This is a genomic window from Nocardia albiluteola (genome assembly GCF_018860155.1).
GTDB lineage: Bacteria > Actinomycetota > Actinomycetes > Mycobacteriales > Mycobacteriaceae > Nocardia > Nocardia albiluteola.
Map to the genome: position 1 here is coordinate 21,415 of NZ_JAHKNI010000013.1, position 15,741 is coordinate 37,155.

14 protein-coding genes are annotated in these 15,741 nt (G+C 68.8%); 4 read left to right on the forward strand and 10 right to left on the reverse strand.

Features of this window, described 5'->3' with window-relative positions; all coding sequences use genetic code 11:
• Positions 1–43 precede the first annotated feature (43 nt).
• The 7 genes from KO481_RS44135 to napA all read right to left on the reverse strand — a co-directional run bounded on the left by KO481_RS44135 (position 44) and on the right by napA (position 8,173).
• Positions 44–1,378 (reverse strand): hypothetical protein, encoded by a 1,335-nt coding sequence (locus tag KO481_RS44135; RefSeq protein WP_215922127.1) that lies wholly within the window; start codon positions 1,376–1,378, stop codon positions 44–46.
• A gap of 102 nt (positions 1,379–1,480) precedes the next feature.
• Positions 1,481–3,688 carry an AAA family ATPase gene (locus tag KO481_RS31535; protein ID WP_308166840.1) on the reverse strand — a complete coding sequence of 736 codons (2,208 nt, stop codon included), beginning with the start codon at positions 3,686–3,688 and terminating at the stop codon, positions 1,481–1,483.
• A gap of 65 nt (positions 3,689–3,753) precedes the next feature.
• Positions 3,754–5,124 carry a phosphatase PAP2 family protein gene (locus KO481_RS31540; protein ID WP_215922129.1) on the reverse strand — a complete coding sequence of 457 codons (1,371 nt, stop codon included), beginning with the start codon at positions 5,122–5,124 and terminating at the stop codon, positions 3,754–3,756.
• Positions 5,125–5,205: 81 nt separating this feature from the next.
• Positions 5,206–6,351 (reverse strand): glutamate--cysteine ligase, encoded by a 1,146-nt coding sequence (locus tag KO481_RS31545; RefSeq protein ID WP_215922130.1) that lies wholly within the window; start codon positions 6,349–6,351, stop codon positions 5,206–5,208.
• An 11-nt stretch (positions 6,352–6,362) separates the two neighbouring features.
• The gene (sodC, locus tag KO481_RS31550; RefSeq protein ID WP_215922131.1) at positions 6,363–7,052 is read right to left on the reverse strand and encodes a superoxide dismutase[Cu-Zn]; all 690 of its coding nucleotides are present in this window, start codon (positions 7,050–7,052) and stop codon (positions 6,363–6,365) included.
• Positions 7,053–7,173: 121 nt separating this feature from the next.
• Positions 7,174–7,713 (reverse strand): LytR C-terminal domain-containing protein, encoded by a 540-nt coding sequence (locus KO481_RS31555; protein WP_215922132.1) that lies wholly within the window; start codon positions 7,711–7,713, stop codon positions 7,174–7,176.
• 115 nt (positions 7,714–7,828) lie between these two features.
• Complete coding sequence (gene napA, locus KO481_RS31560) at positions 7,829–8,173, reverse strand: nucleoid-associated protein NapA (protein ID WP_215922133.1); 345 nt, start codon at positions 8,171–8,173, stop codon at positions 7,829–7,831.
• 126 nt (positions 8,174–8,299) lie between these two features.
• Here napA and KO481_RS31565 point away from each other — a divergent pair, with 126 nt between their 5' ends.
• From KO481_RS31565 to KO481_RS31575, 3 genes are read left to right on the forward strand one after another with little or no spacing between them, the layout of a single operon-like run.
• Positions 8,300–8,890, forward strand: a complete 591-nt coding sequence (locus KO481_RS31565; protein ID WP_215922134.1) for a peptide deformylase — start codon at positions 8,300–8,302, stop codon at positions 8,888–8,890.
• On the forward strand, positions 8,880–9,842 hold the full coding sequence (locus KO481_RS31570; RefSeq protein WP_215922135.1) for an N-acetylglutamate synthase, CG3035 family: 963 nt from the start codon (positions 8,880–8,882) through the stop codon (positions 9,840–9,842). Before KO481_RS31565 ends, KO481_RS31570 begins: the two co-directional genes overlap by 11 nt.
• 36 nt (positions 9,843–9,878) lie before the next feature.
• Positions 9,879–10,694 carry an exodeoxyribonuclease III gene (locus tag KO481_RS31575; RefSeq protein WP_215922136.1) on the forward strand — a complete coding sequence of 272 codons (816 nt, stop codon included), beginning with the start codon at positions 9,879–9,881 and terminating at the stop codon, positions 10,692–10,694.
• Here KO481_RS31575 and KO481_RS31580 read toward each other — a convergent pair.
• Positions 10,661–11,143 carry a Fur family transcriptional regulator gene (locus KO481_RS31580; protein ID WP_215922137.1) on the reverse strand — a complete coding sequence of 161 codons (483 nt, stop codon included), beginning with the start codon at positions 11,141–11,143 and terminating at the stop codon, positions 10,661–10,663. The two genes, KO481_RS31575 and KO481_RS31580, sit on opposite strands and share 34 nt — an antisense overlap.
• A gap of 181 nt (positions 11,144–11,324) precedes the next feature.
• On the opposite strand from KO481_RS31580, the gene nicT reads away from it, so the two are divergent.
• Positions 11,325–12,404: a Nickel transporter NicT gene (gene nicT / locus KO481_RS31585; protein WP_215922329.1), complete on the forward strand. Its 1,080-nt coding sequence runs from the start codon at positions 11,325–11,327 to the stop codon at positions 12,402–12,404.
• On the opposite strand, the gene KO481_RS31590 is transcribed toward nicT, so the two are convergent.
• The gene (locus KO481_RS31590; RefSeq protein ID WP_215922138.1) at positions 12,389–14,842 is read right to left on the reverse strand and encodes an NACHT domain-containing protein; all 2,454 of its coding nucleotides are present in this window, start codon (positions 14,840–14,842) and stop codon (positions 12,389–12,391) included. The genes nicT and KO481_RS31590 overlap by 16 nt on opposite strands.
• Before the next feature lie 94 nt (positions 14,843–14,936).
• Positions 14,937–15,575 (reverse strand): hypothetical protein, encoded by a 639-nt coding sequence (locus KO481_RS31595; protein ID WP_215922139.1) that lies wholly within the window; start codon positions 15,573–15,575, stop codon positions 14,937–14,939.
• Positions 15,576–15,741: the final 166 nt, after the last annotated feature.

Consider the following 15,741-nt stretch of genomic DNA (forward strand, 5'->3'; position numbering starts at 1 on the left):
TCCGGTCCCGGGCGATGCGGACGGTCGTACCATACGGGGAAAATCAGCTATCTTCGGATGTTTCGGGCAAATCGGTCATCGGCTGGGGTGCCCGCACCACCGTCGGCGCCCGCCAGCGCCGCAGCAACAGCAGCCCCGCCGCGCAGCCGATCGTGATCGCCAGCGCCATCCAGTACGAGATGGCCGCATGCACCATGGGCACCGGGACGATGCTCCACTGCCCGCCCTGCAGGGTCGCGGTGCTGAAGGCCCCGTGACTGAGGTGGTCGCGCACGGCCAGCACCCCCGAGGCGCCCAGCACGATCGCGACCCCTAGCACCCGCGTCGGGTTGTACCGCGGTGCGGCGCAACCGAAGCAGTACCCGGCCGCCACCGCGAGCACCACGGCGAGGACGGCGGCATGCAGCCGGCCGTCGTTGCCGGTCAGCGCGCCGAACAACGCCAGCCCGGCCAGCATTGCCAGCGCCACCATCGGTGCGGCCCGCCGGAATCCCACCACGATTCCGACCGCCACCGCCACGACCAGCAATGGCGCCGCCCAGTCCGCCACCTGCGCGGGAATCACCGCGCTGCCCACCGACGACAACGCGACCGCGAGCAGCACCAGGGTGCCGTCGCGGCGGGGCAGCAGCATCGCCGCGATCACCGCGGCGATCACCGTGGCCGCCACCGCCACCGTGATGTCGACGACATCGGCGGCATGTCGGGCCAGCCACTCCGAGCCGAACAACGTGACGGCGATGTACAGCAGGCCCGCCAGGATCGGGGCCATCGGCAGCTCGATCGCACGCCGCTCGATCTCGGTGCGGCGCCGGTTGGAAATGGTGCCGAAAGCCACCAGGACCAGCGTGATCTCGATGAGCCACAGCGGCGGGGAGTCGACCGCCGGCCAGTGCGAGGTCAGGTCGAGACGGCCCTGGGTGTACGACACCGGCATCGCTGCGGCGATCACGACGCTGGCCAGCGCGCCGAGCGTCCACCCGAAGACCTGCAGGCGGCCGCGCAGCACCGCGGCCGCGATGCCGCCCAGCAGAATTCCGCCGGCGATCGAATCCACGAAGTTCAGGGTGGACAGCGGCGCGATCGGACTGGCGTTGTGTCCGGCGAGATGGTTGATGAACATGATCACGATGCCGAACAGAGCCGACCCCCACGCGGCCATGGCGTGATTCATGGTGGTCGCGAACACCGCGACCAGCAGCGCGACCACGGCGCCGACCGCGATGGCGCGCGGCACGCTGAAGGCGAGCATATCCAGCTGTAGCGCACTCGACTCCGTCGACCACGCGAAGTCGATCGGCAGCAGTAGCGACATTCCGGCAACCAGCGTGCACACGAAGGCCGTGACCATCTCCACAACAGCATGACTGGTGCGCACCAGGCAAAACTACCTGTGATCGGGGGCACACGAAAGGCAGGCGTGCCGTTTACGTGTGCTACGTCTCCTCCGAAAGATGTGCTGGTCGTGTGCCCAGCACGCTCAGGTGCCCGCCACGCGCCGATCGGCGTAGGCCCGCAACGACTCCACCTGATCCGCATCGAGCGAGGCCCGCACCGCCGAGCGGGCGATGGCGACGTCGTCGGCGGTGACATCGGCGGCGTCGACGTCGCGGCGCATCGCGGCCAGCGCCGCCTCGCGCAGCAGGGCCGAGCAGTCCGCGGCCGAATAGCCGTCCAGGTCGGCGGCCAGCGCGGCCAGGTCCACGCCGGCGGCCAGCGGCACGGAACGGCTCGCGGTGCGCAGGATGTCGGCGCGCGCGCCGGCGTCGGGCGGCGGGACGAAGATCAGGCGCTCGAGCCGGCCCGGCCGCGTCAGCGCCGGGTCGATGAGCTCCGGCCGATTCGTCGCGCCCACCACGACGACCTCGCGCAGCGGCTCCACCCCGTCCAGTTCGGTCAGCAGCGCCGCGACCACCCGGTCGCCCACGCCCGAATCACCGCTCTGGCCGCGCCGCGGGGCCAGGGCGTCCACCTCGTCCAGGAAGATCAGTGACGGCGCGGAATCGCGGGCGCGCTGGAACAATTCGCGCACCGCGCGCTCGGAGGATCCGACCCACTTGTCCATCAGCTCGGCGCCCTTGACCGCGTGCACGCTGAGCTGGCCGCTCCCGGCCAGGGCCCGCACCAGGAAGGTCTTGCCGCAGCCGGGCGGGCCGTAGAGCAGTACCCCGCGCGGCGGGTCGATGCCCAGGCGGGCAAAGGAATCCGGATGCCGCAGCGGCCACAGCACCGATTCGGTGAGCGCCTGTTTGGTCTCGGCCATATCGCCGACGTCGTCCAGGCTCAGGCTGCCGATCGCCAATTCCTCGGCGCCCGACCGCGACAGCGGGCGAATCACCTGCAGGGCGCCGAGCAGATCGGGGTGGGTCAGCATCGGATCGGAGTGCTCGCGGCTGGCCCGCGAGGCCGCCCGCAGCGCCGCCTCCCGGCACAGCGCGGCCAGGTCGGAGACCACGAAACCCGGTGTCCGGGCGGCGATCTCGTCGAGCTCGAGGCCGTCGGTGGGGACCTTGCGCAGCAGCTGTTCGAGCAGGTCCTTGCGCACGGCCGCGGTCGGAAGTGTCAGCGCCACCTCGCGGTCGCACAGATCCTGTCCGCGCAGGCGAGTATCGATCGCGGCGGGGTGAGAGGTGGTGGCCAGGAAGGCAACTCCCGGCGTCGCCACCGCGCCGCGCAGCTGATCGAGGATGAGGGTGGCGACCGGTTCCCGCTCCGCCGGCAACAGCGCGTCGATGTCGGTGATCAGCAGCACTCCACCGACGCCGGAACAGATTTCCGAGACCGCCAGGCCCACCTCGCGCAGCCGGGTGCCGCTCTCGGTAGCGCCGACGGTGGGCCCGTCGAGCTCCACCATGCGGCGCGGTGCGGCGACCGCGCGGGCCAGCGTCGCCTTACCGGCCCCGGCCGGTCCGGTCACGAGCACACCGAGATGCGGTGGCGCGCCGAGGGTTTTGAGCAGTTCGGGCTCGTCCAGCGCGAGGCTGAGCCATTCGGTCAGCTTCGCCGCCTGGGCCCGCGCACCGGCCAATTCGGCCACCGGCACCGCGGATGGCCGCTCCCGCACCGTCATCCGGGTACCGGGCTGAGGCGCGCCCGCGCCGTCCGGATCGTGCGATGCCTCGGCGAGCGCCGCGCCCGCACCCCACACCACCGCGCTGTTGGGCTGAATACTCACCGCGCCGCGCATGGGATCGGCCGCGGTGACGGTGAGCAGCTCGGAGGTCCACGCGATGCCGAAGGTGCGCGACAGCGCCTGCGACGCGGCCACGGTGCTGGTGCCCGGGCCCAGATCGCGCGGCAGCAGCGAGACCGCGTCACCGACCGTGACGACCTTGCCCAGCAGCGCCTGCCGCAGCGTCGTCTCGGCGATGCTGCGCATGGCCTGCGCCGAGCCGATCACCGAGATCCGCCGCGCCCCGAAGACCGTCGCGGGCGACACCACCACGGTCGCGTCCTCCCGCACCCCGGCATTGGACAGCGTCACATCGTCCAGCAGCACAGCACCCGCGGGCGTCCCCGCGGGAGCCACCCCCGCCACCGCCGCCGTCCGCCGCGACCCGACCAGCGCGATCCCGTCCCACTCCCGCAGCCCCAGCGCCGCCAGCGCCTCCGGATGCAACCGCACCACCCCGCGCCGGGCATCCGCGGCCGAGCGATTCAGGCGGGCAGTAAGGGACAGTTCGGGCACATGTGCCATTGTGCCGGGCCGTTTCGGCGCCTACCAGCAAGCGGTTTCGGTGCGGCGGCCGCCGGCTATCGCGCCGGTACCTCAGCGATCTCGGCCGGGTGGGCGGGCACCGGCTGTGCGAACCAGGTGACGTAGAACGCGCGGCAGTAGGCGGCGACCAGGGCCACCACGATGATGCCCGCGGGGAGGGTGTGCTCGGCCATCCACAGGGCCAGGTAGCGGTAGGACAGCAGCAGGGCGAAGAACACGATGAAGCCGGCGGCGACGAGCTGGATGCGCGCACCGGTCCAGCCGCGTTCGGGAGCCCGCAGCGCGGACTCCACGGTCAGGCACAGCACCACGCCCGCGATCAGGTCCGCGCCGTAGTGGTAGCCGAAGCCGAGGGTGGCCACGAGGGTGGCCAGCACCCAGAACGCGCCGCCCCAGCGCAGCCAGCGCGGGGCGGGCGAGCCGTCGGTGTCGCGGCGCGAGTGCAGGAATATCGAGGTGGACCAGGCGGCGTGCATGGAGGGCATGCAGTTGCGCGGGGTGAAGGCGTCGAACCGGATGCGGGCGGGCGCGTGCTCCATCGGGGGCAGGTGCCGCGGCCAGAAGTTGCCGATCTGCAGGCCGTGGCCGTCGGCCGCGAAAGCGAACATCGGACCCACCACCGGGAACAGGATGTAGAACACCGGCCCGACGAGCCCGAGCACCAGGAACGTCCGCACCAGGTAGTGGCCCGGCCACATCCCGGTCCGCACCACATTTCGCAGCTGCCACACCGCGATCGCCATCGCCGCCACCGGCAGTTCGATGTAGACCCAGTGCAGCACCGCGGGCACCACCGGTCCGAGCGCGCCCAGCCCCCGGGCGACCAGCCAGGACGGCTCGCCGAAGGCGCGATCCGCCAGCGCCATATACCGATCCAGCACATTCGGCCCGGCCATCACGGTGACGTGCAGCCAGACGTCGCCCACCTTGGTGGCGAGGATCAGCAGCGCGCCGAGCGCGGCCGCATGCAGCGCATTGCGCTTGTCCCGGCCCTCCCAGCCGAGCCAGGCGAGCAGCGCCAGGCCGGTCAGGGTGATCACCGCGCCGTTGCCGAAGGTCAGCGGCCCGCCCAGCGCCACCCGCAGCCCGGCGATCGCCGCGTCGAGCGCCACCGCGATGCTCACGGCGACGAACCGCCGTCGCCACGAGAGGCCGATCAGGGCCAGCCCCAGCCCTGCCCACGGCATCGACATCGATTTCGGGGTGCCGAAGTAGTCGTGCCAGACGCTCTGCAGCGGACCCTCGAAACCGTTGCACGAGGCCACGATCTGCAACGCGATGAGCAGCACCGGTACGGCCGCGACCGCGGCGACGACCAGTACCCGCCTCGACGGCCGCCCGAACCGGCCGCGGCGGGCGCCGCCATCGAAGCCGGAACGCGGATTGTCGAGAAGCACGCCCACCATAGTAAACACGTGATGAACGCCACCCCCCTGAGTGGCTGAACCCACCGCAACCAAACGGCTACGAAATCCGCTCGCCGGGACCTATTTGTCGAGTTCCTTCACCAGGGCGTCGACGACCGCGATGAGGTCGCCCTGGGCGGCGGCCGCGGCGCGGCGCTGGCGCTGATAGGAGGCGCCCCGCTGGGGAATGTCCGCGGCCATGGACAGCTCGTTCTCGCAGCCGAGCTGTTTGGCGACCGGCTCGAGACGATCCAGCAGGTCGCTCAGGTCGTCGGTCATCAGCCGCTCGTTGCTGTCGGCATCGGTGATGATGATCGCGTCGAGCCCGTAACGTGCGGCGCGCCACTTGTTCTCCTGCACGTGCCAGGGCGGCAGTGTGGGCAGCGTCTCACCCGCCTCGACCCGGCGGTCGAGATCCACGATCAGGCAGTGGATCAGCGCCACCAGCGCGGAGAGCTCTGTGCGACTGGGGATTCCATCACACACCCGGACCTCGATGGTGCCCCACTTGGGGGCGGGGCGAATGTCCCAGTGCATGCCGCCGAGCTGTTCGAAGACACCGGTTTTGGTCTCGTCCCGCACGAAAGCCTCGAACTGGGACCAGTTTTCGAACTGGAAGGGCAACCCGGCGGTGGGCAGCTGCTGGAACATCATGGCGCGGTTGCTGGCATAGCCGGTGTCCACTCCCGCCCACATCGGCGAGGAGGCCGACAGCGCCAGCAGATGCGGATACGACAGCAGCAGGGTGTTCAGGATCGGAAAGACCTTCTCCGGGTGGGACACTCCCACGTGCACGTGCACTCCCCAGATCAGCATCTGCCGCCCCCACCACTGGGTGCGATCGATCAGTTCGTCGTAATGCACCGTGCGCGTGAGCAATTGGGCCGACCACTGCGCGAACGGGTGGGTGCCGGCGCAGAACAGATCCACGCCCAGCGGATCGGCGGCGCGGCGCACCGTGTCCATGGTGGCGTGCAGATCGTCGACGACCTCGCCGACGGTGTCGTGGACCCCGCTGACGATCTCGACCGTATTGCGCAGCAACTCCTTGGTGACCTGCGGCGTGCCGTCGTGGGCGCGCAGATCACCGACGGCGTCGAAGACGGCCGCGGCCGTATTGGACAGATTGCGGGTCTGCTTGTCGACCAGCGCGATCTCCCACTCGACGCCGAGCGTGGGCCGGGGCGAGCCATTCCAGGGAACCCTACGAATGCCTGCCCCGCCCATGGCCTACCTGCTTACCCGATGACACCGCAGGCAACTCGGGCACCCGCGTCGCCGGTCGCCTGCGTTTCGGCGTCCGGACCGGTGGCGCCGCCCGCGGCCTGGGTGTATCGACTCGGAATGTTGCCGAAGTTGTCCGGGCCCACGTGGATGATCAGGGCCTTGTCCTTGATGTCGTCGAGGGTGACCGCGTCGGTGGTGGTCACCAGGTGGGCGGTGCCGTCCTGGCCCGCCTCGAGGGAGGTCAGATCGCCGCTGGCCGGCATGGCGTGGGCGTCCCCGACCTGCAGGTGCCCGCCCGCGGACAGGAAGTTGCCCGGCGCGCCGCCGGCGGGGGCGACGGAATTCGCCTCGCACTTGCCGACCTGGTGGATATGCAGCCCGTGGAAGCCGGGCTTGAGGCCGTGCGCGTCGACGGTGAGCTGCAGGTGGCTCCCGGACTTGGCGATGGTCGCGGTGCCGATATCGGCGCCGGAGGGGTCCTTCAGCTGCACCGACACCGAATTGTCGGGAGTCGAGGCCGCGCCGGGACCGTTGGCCCCGGACGGACCGGCCGCACCCGTCCCCGTCCACACCGGCGGCGTGGTTCCCTTGACATCGCTCGATTGCTGACCGTTGCTACAGGCTGCGAGGCCGAAGGCCGCGACCGCCAGCACCGGGGTCACAATCCGCCAGGACGGGCGACGTGTCGTGAACGGGGCCATCGGGGAACTCCTTTACGAGTACCGAGTTTACGAGTAAAGCTGCGTGGACAGATTCGTTACCGGACAAGATGATGCCAGAGCCGTTATGCGGTCCGGGCGTGGGGCTCGGCGCCCGTGATCTTCAGTCGTTCGCGACGATGACGATGATGCCGGGCGCGGAGCCGCCCAGCCCCGCGCTCCGGGGTTCGATCCGGCCGCCGAGTTGATCGGCGATCGCCTGCGCGGTGGCCTGCTCACGCGAATTCTCGTAGAAGACGGTCGTTTTCGACAGCACACTGCTGGAGTAGTTGCCCGTCTCGGTGACGTTCCAGCCGCTCGCTGTCAGCCGGCTACCCGTCTTGGCGGCCAATCCGGCGATGGTGCTGTTGTTGAGCACCCGTACCGGAATCGACTTGTCGACCCCGTTCGCAGCCGTGGTGGCCGTGGCGGCGGTCGTCGTGGTGGTGAGCGCGGCCGTGCTGCTGGTCGCGGCCGGCCGCGCCGGGGTGGCCGGCGCCGGGGTGGTCGAGCTGGACGAGCCCGGACCGGCCGAGGTGTCGGAATCGGAACTCGACGACAGCGACATGGCACCGAGGCCCGCGAAGACAATGGCCACGGCGATCAACACCATCGCGAGCGCACGCAGCGGCGGTCCGCCGGAGGGCGGATTCGGGTTGCTCACCGCTGCACCTCGCTGGCGCTCGGCTCCGCGGTGCGCAAGGCACGCTGTATCACTGGTTCGGTCGCAAGCTCCCTCACAAGCTCACCCTAACCGTCCACCCGTCGAGACGCGCGCATCACACCTGGAAGCCCAGTCGCCGTGCCGCCCTGGCCTTCTGACGGCTCGCCCGCAGCCTGCGCAGACGCTTGACCAGCATCGGGTCGGCGGACATCGCCTCGGGCTTGTCGACGACGGCGTTGAGAACCTGGTAGTAGCGGGTGGCGGACATGCCGAACAGCTCGCGGATGGCGTCCTCCTTGGCGCCCGCGTACTTCCACCACTTGCGTTCGAAGTCGAGGATCTCGAGCTCGCGCCGCGTGAGCCCATCGATGAGCCCGTCGGAGGCGGGGACCGGGGAATTGCCGCCCGCGGAAGAGCTGTCCTCGCTTGCGGAAAGATTCCGGGCCGCTGCGCTGTCCATATTGCTCCCTCGCCGAGTGACCACCAGACGATACGTCGGCGCTCATTCAACCACGGATGCCCGAGTTACTAGATGTGTCACACGGCGTGTCGGCCCCCTCCGGGGCGCCGCGTAAAGTGTGCGACCATGGCGATTCTTCCCATTCGCATCGTCGGCGATCCGGTTCTGCACGCACCGACCGAGCAGGTCACCCAGACACCGGACGAGCTGGCCGAACTGATCGCGGACATGTACGAGACCCTCGACGTCGCCAACGGCGTGGGCCTGGCCGCCAATCAGGTCGGCGTGCCGCTGCGGCTGTTCGTTTACGACTGCCCCGACGTCGAGGCCGACGGCTCGGTGAACCGCCGCCGCGGCGCGGTGATCAACCCGGTGCTGCAGACCTCGGAGATCCCCGAGACGATGCCGGATCCCGATGACGACGAGGAGGGCTGCCTGTCCGTCCCGGGTGAGCAGTTCCCCACCGGCCGCGCCGACTGGGCCCGTGTCACCGGCACCGACGAGCACGGCAATCCGGTCGAGATCGAGGGCAAGGGCTTCTTCGCCCGCATGCTGCAGCACGAGGTCGGCCACCTGGACGGTTTCCTCTACGTCGACGTGCTGATCGGGCGCAATGCCCGCGCGGCGAAGAAGGCCATCAAGCGAAATGGCTGGGGCACACCGGGTTTGAGCTGGGTTCCGGGCACCGTGCCGGATCCGTTCGGCCATGACGACTGACCCCTCCGAACTCCTGCCGGGACAGCGGGTGGTGGTGCGGTATCGCCTCCCGTACGCCGATCCCGAGCCCTTCACCGATGTGATCGGCGAGCTCGTCGCGCTCGATCCGCTGACCGTGCATGCCGGGCCCGCCGGGCCGGTGACGATCCCCGCGGATGCGATCGTGGCCGTGAAGGCGGTAGGGCCCAGGCCCATTCGTACCCGCGAGATCCGGGCGCTGGAGTCCGCGGCGGCCGACGCCTGGCCCGGCATCGAGCACGCCTGGATCGATGGCTGGCTGCTGCGCGCGGGCAACGGCTATACGCGGCGGGCCAATTCGGCCGTGCCGCTGGGCACGGGCGGCGGTCCGGCCCAGCTGACCCCGCACACGATCGAGCGGATCGAGCAGTGGTACGCCGAGCGCCGCATGCCGGCACTGCTGGCCGTCCCGGATCGGCTCGCCGTCGCGCCACCCGGCTGGCGGACCTGGTGCGAAGTTGTCGTGCTGGGCATCGATATCAGCAGTTTCCCACTCCCCCAGGGACCTTCGATGGTGCGCATCGAGCCGGAGCCCTCGGACGCCTGGCTGGAGCTGCACCGGTTCAAGGGTGAGGACACCGTGCCGGTGCCGCCGGATATTCCGGACATGGACGTCTTGACGGCGGTCCACCAGGGCGAATTGGGTTTCGGCACACTGGGTCTGCCCAATCCCCTCGCGATCGGGCGCGGCGCGGTCACCACCGCACCGGACGGCCGCCGCTGGATCGGACTGACGAGCATCGCCGTCGCGGAGCCGCATCGCCGGCGCGGCCTGGGCACGCTGGTCTGCGCCGAGCTGATCCGCTGGGGCACCAAGCGCGGGGCCACCCACGCCTATCTTCAGGTCGAAGCGGAGAACACCGGCGCGCTGGCGCTGTACCGTGCGATGGGTTTCCTCGAGCACCACCGGTACAGGTACGCCGCCGCGGCCTGACCGCTGAATTCCAATTCCGAAAGAGGCGAGCTGGCAGTGCGTTTGGCGACATGGAACGTGAATTCGATTCGGTCCCGGGTGGATCGGGTGATCGCGTGGCTGGATCGGGCGGACATCGATGTGCTCGCCATCCAGGAGACCAAGTGCCGCGACGACCAATTCCCGTCGGAGCGTTTCGAGGAGGCCGGCTACGAGGTCGCGCACGTCGGGTTCAACCAGTGGAACGGCGTGGCGATCGCCTCGCGGATCGGCCTGGACGAGGTCGAGATCGCGTTTCCCGGCCAGCCCGGATTCGACAAGGACGCACAGGATTCGCTGCTGAGCGCGCCGGTGGTCGAGGCCCGCGCGATCGGGGCTACCTGCGGCGGCGTGCGGGTGTGGAGCCTGTACGTCCCCAACGGCCGCGCCCTGGACGACCCGCACTATGAATACAAGCTGCAATGGCTTGCCGCCCTGCGGAACTCGGGCGCGCGGTGGCTGGCCGAGCGGCCCGATGCCAAGATCGCGCTGGTCGGCGACTGGAATATCGCGCCCACCGACCACGACGTGTGGTCCCCGGACTTCTTCACCGGCAAAACCCATGTCTCCCAGCCCGAACGCGATGCGTTCACCGCCATCACCGCGGCCGGATTCACCGACGTGATGCGCCCCTTCGCTCCCGGCCCCGGCGTCTACACCTACTGGGACTACACACAGCTGCGCTTCCCCCGCAAGGAGGGCATGCGCATCGACTTCATCCTCGCCTCCCCCGCCCTGGCCGCGACCGTCACCGACGCCGGGGTCGACCGCGAGGAGCGCAAGGGCAAGGCGCCCAGCGATCACGCACCGGTCGTGGCCGAAATCTCCGACTGACAGTCGGGGCACAGGCCGCGCAGGGTGAGTCCGCCGCTGTCGGTGAGCCGGAAGGCGCTGCTGCGGCTGGCGTCGGTGAGGACCTCGGCCAGGTTGTCGGCGGGGATTTCGCGCATGGCGCCGCAGTGGGTGCAGACCGCGTGGTGGTGCGGGCGTTCGGCGATGCCGTAGGTGATGCCGCGGTCGTCGAGGGCCAGGGTGTGCAGGATGCCCGCCTCCGCGAGGGTGGAGACCGTCCGGTAGACGGTGGTGAGGTCGACGTCCCGGTCGCTGTCGAGCAGCGATCGGTGGATCTCCGCGACGTTGCGGTGCCCGTGCGGCTGCTCGCGGAACAGCACGGCCAGTACGGCCAGGCGCGGCGCGGTGCAGCGCAGACCGTGACCTCGCAGCAGCGAGCGCGGGTCGTCGTGCTCGCCGTCGATCCGATCGGCCCTTCCCGCGCCTGTCATGCCACCAGTCTCCTTCGCGACCCGCTCGCGCGCCACGGCAGGCCAACGGATGCCTTCTTGCCAAACAATTGCAAAAAGGACGATTCGAGCCTACCGTGAATTTTGCGACCGCTACGGGTGGAGGCTGGCCTTGACGCTCGAGACGGCCGGCACCGCACAGCCCGGGTCGGCGAGGACGACGATGGCCCCGAACCGGCGGGAGTGGATCTCGCTCGGCGCGATGGCGGCGGTGATCCTGGCCCTGCACGTGATCGGCTGGCTGACTCTCACCGCGTTCGTCGCCCCGCGGCATTTCACGCTGGGCGCCAAGACATTCGGGGTCGGCGTCGGCGTGACGGCCTACACGCTCGGGATGCGGCACGCGTTCGACGCCGACCACATCTCGGCGATCGACAACACCACCCGCAAGCTGATGAACGACCGGCGGCGCCCGCTGTCGGTCGGCTTCTATTTCTCCCTCGGCCACTCCACGATCGTGTTCGGCCTGGCCCTGCTGCTCTCGCTGGGCGTGCGGTCGATCGCCGGACCGGTACAGGACGATTCGTCGGCGCTGCACCGCTACACCGGCCTCATCGGCGCGGGCGTGTCCGGCGCCTTCCTCTATCTGATCGCCGCCCTCAACATCGTTGCGCTGGCCGGCATCCTGCGCGTGTTCCGCGACATGCGCGGCGGCCGCTACGACGAGCGGGAGCTCGAGGATCAGCTCGCCAAGCGCGGCTTGCTCAACCGGCTGCTGGGCGGGCTGATGCGGTCGATCACCAAGCCCTGGCAGATGTACCCGGTCGGGGTGCTCTTCGGCCTCGGTTTCGACACCGCCACCGAGGTCGCCCTGCTCGTGCTGGCCGGCACCAGCGCCGCCGCCGGCCTGCCCTGGTACGCGATCCTCTGCCTGCCGGTCCTATTCGCCGCCGGCATGTGCCTGTTCGACACCGTCGACGGCTCCTTCATGAACTTCGCCTACGGCTGGGCCTTCGCCAACCCCACCCGCAAGGTCTACTACAACCTCACCATCACCGGCCTGTCCGTCGCCGTGGCGCTGATCATCGGTTCGGTCGAACTACTCGGACTGCTTGCCCAGCAATTGCATTGGAACGGTGGGTTCTGGGGGTGGTTGAACGGGTTGAATCTCAATATCCTCGGGTTCGGGATCGTGGGGTTGTTCGTTGTGACGTGGGGGGTGTCGGTGGTTGTCTGGCGCGTCGCCCGGGTCGAGGAAAAATGGTCGGCCCCAACCGAATCCACCTCTTACCCAGCTGATTGATCCCCCACCTCTAGTCGGGCAGCGAAGTACTCCAAGACAATTCGATGGACGAAAATGTATCCCCCACCGGTGCGGCGTAGCAGGATGTGGCTGTCGGCGTGGTCGAGAAACGTCGTCAGGTCCATCGGGAGTGCGCCGTGGCGCGAGAGCAACCGGCCCACGGCACGATGCCGCAGATAGTCGCCGAGGCCCAATCGCATGGATGCGGCCAGGGCGCCGAGGAAAATAATCTGGATGACGTTCGCGCTGAAGTCTCCGATCGAGAGTTCACGGTGCTGGTAGACGAGCACTGCGGCGTAAATAGTGAAGGCGATGACGAAGATCGCCACCCCGGTGGCCGCAGCCTGGGAACCTGTCCGCCGGATCGCGGCGCCCGGCGATTGCGGCGCCACCTCCGGTACGGGCCGGAGTTGTGTTGCTGCCGCGAACGCCAAAATGACCGGTCCACCAAGGATTACGGCGTAACCGATCGCCCCCCAATACCAGCCGCCGTAGATCGCGGGGGAGAGCACGAGCAGCGGTCCACCGCTCAACGCGCTGGCGACCGCGCCGCCGGAGAGCGCCACGGTCGAGAACCGTTCCGCAGCGGCTGATCGCAGGCTCACATGTGGATGAGATTGCCTGCGAGCACGTACCCACACCGAATAGATTGCGATGCTGACGGCTGCGGCGACCAGGACGATGGTCAAGTCCAACGGCACTGCCGACCAAACCGGGATGCCGAACTCATCTCCGTGCGGTCCGTACTCATAGATGCTTCGAGGCGGGATGACACCGAAATTGTGTGTCTGACCGAGCACCATCCAACCAACCACACTTCCCCCTATAGCCCCTGCGAGCAGTCCAGCAACGGCCGAACGCATCGCATCCCCACTCCATCGCGTGGCCGGAGTGACCCGCCTCCCGAATCCGAGAACAGCGATCGAGACGAATCCGACCACCACCCAGACGAACTCACTGACTGGGTAGAACCACCCGGTATCCGGATCCCGGTGACCGGCGAGCCGCACACCGACATCGATCGCGACGACCCCTGCCGCCGCGACTGCACCCGCCACCGCCAATACACCCGATATCGCCCGCACACGCAGGGCACGGCCGTCCAGCCAGTCGGGTTGCAGCCAATCCGGGTAGAAGAGGCTCTGGCTGGCACCGTTCATCAGCTGCGCCAGCCGCGAGAGCCAACGCCGAGTCTCCTCGGGCGTGTACTTCGGTCGATTCGCATCCAGGGCCCCTCGCGGCCGGGCGAGCATCGCCGCCACATAGTCATCCAGCAACGCCGTCCGGCGATCCGCAGTCGTACCGGAGGCGCGGATCCGAGTCGCTGGAACACCTTGATAGGCCAGCATGACCACGCTCAGGAGCAACGGACTGGTGACCATCTCCCGCAATTGCTCGTCGTCGTCCAGCACCGCCCGGACCCCCGCGAGCTTGCGCCCGGCCTGGCGCAGGTATCGGTCGACATCCGCATGGTCCAGCGGCTGGATCTCCACCGCACAATCGAGCAGCAGCTTGCCCGGGAGGCCGGCGTAGTCGCCGCTACGGCTGCATACGACCAGGGGACCCGAACCCTCGGCAGCGCGAAAGTCGTTGATCGCCTTCACACATCCCGCCCGGTTGGATTCAGCCACCTCGTCGAGCCCATCCAGCATGGGCGCCACCACATCTCCGGCGATCCACTCCCGCGCCAGCGCCCTCGCGACGCCGTAGCGGATGACAAGTTCATCGACCAGCCACGACCGCAACGCGGGCTGCTCGCCGGACCACGAAGACAGGTGGAACACCACCGGCATCGGTTGCGCGGCATCGGATTCCGCGCGCTCGAGCAGGTCGCGAGTGAGCTCCAGCAGAGTGGTCGTCTTCCCGGAGCCCGGCTGCCCCAGCACCAGCACACGTCCCTCGTAGCGATCGAAGACATCGACAAGCGAGGTGCCCTCCGACAGCTGGACGGGCGCATCGTCCGCCGCGGCCCGCAACGTACCCCAGGGATGATCCACCGCCTCGGATCGCGGCCGCAGCTGCAACTCCAGCCGCGCAACGCTTTCCAACGACCGATCGAGCACACCGTCGATCCACTGCCGCCGCACCCCGGCCAGCAGCGCCGCGCGAGCGCGCTCCCGATGCTCCACGGACCAATCCGGTTTCGTCGAATCCTCGGAGTTCCGATCGCTCCGATCGACCCAGAGTTGCCACCCGACGCCCACCGCCACGAGGCACACGAAGACCAGGGATTGACTGTGACCGGGAAACACCTTCGCGAACGAGTCGACTTTTCCCGCAGCAAGGGGAATTACCGCCCCGAGCACCCCGACGCCCACCGAGACCTTGGGCCCGAACCGTTTCAGCAACCGCCGCACCATCGCCCCCTGCTTGCCGACCACCGACCAGACGTGACGTATCGCAGTAGTGACAGGTGCGACCGCCCTCGGCGATCGCACCTCGGCCGATGATACAAGCTCGCGAGATCAATCCATCCGAATCCGTGGCCACTGCCAGGCTCGAAGTCGAAGCTTCGGCCAGCGGGACGCCGCCTCAGGCAGGTCGAGTCTTGATCGCGTCCTGCGAGATGTACACGTCGTAGCTGCCCGGCATCGCGATGACGGCGTTGCCGTAGGCGGAGCGGACGAAGGGGTTGGTGTACCAGCGGTGGGTTTGCATGTCGCGGAAGAAATCCTGGTCGCTGCCGTTGAGGAAGATCTGGTTCTGTTTCACCGCGGTGCCGTCCAGGCGTTCACCGAACAGGCGGGTGAGCTTGTATCCGGAGTGGAAGCCCAGGGCGTTCACCCAGGGGTCCAGCTCGACGATGTTCGCCTGCAGCGCCCACATGTCGCCCTCGACCTGATAGGTGGCCTGCTTGTCGCCGTGGTCCTTGTCGCCGTAGAGGGTCAGGTCGACCTCGAGCGTATGAGGGCTGTTGGCAACGGATTTCGCGACGATGTGCGCGGCCTTCACCTCGCCGGTCAGGCCCAGGTAGGTCTGCAGCAGCGTGGTCACCCACAGGATCACCACCGCCACAAGGGCAATCGCCAGCGCTCCCGCGCCGCGTCCCGCGAGTACCCGCCAGCCCGCCTTGCGTGCCTTGAACAGCGCCGTGACAACCAGCACGAGCGCGACCGCGAACAGCAGGCCCAGCAATACCTGGATCCAGCCGAAAGCCACGGGGAACACCATGCGGTAGTTGTACCCGCTGCGCCGCGCGAGCACCGCTCGGAATGCGAAGAAAGTCCCGATTCTCCGGCGCGCCAAGGGACGACACACATCGAGGGCCACAATCGGACGCCCCAGCGCCTACCGACTGTGGTCCCGAGCGGACATCGCACGCTTCGTTTCAGGAGTG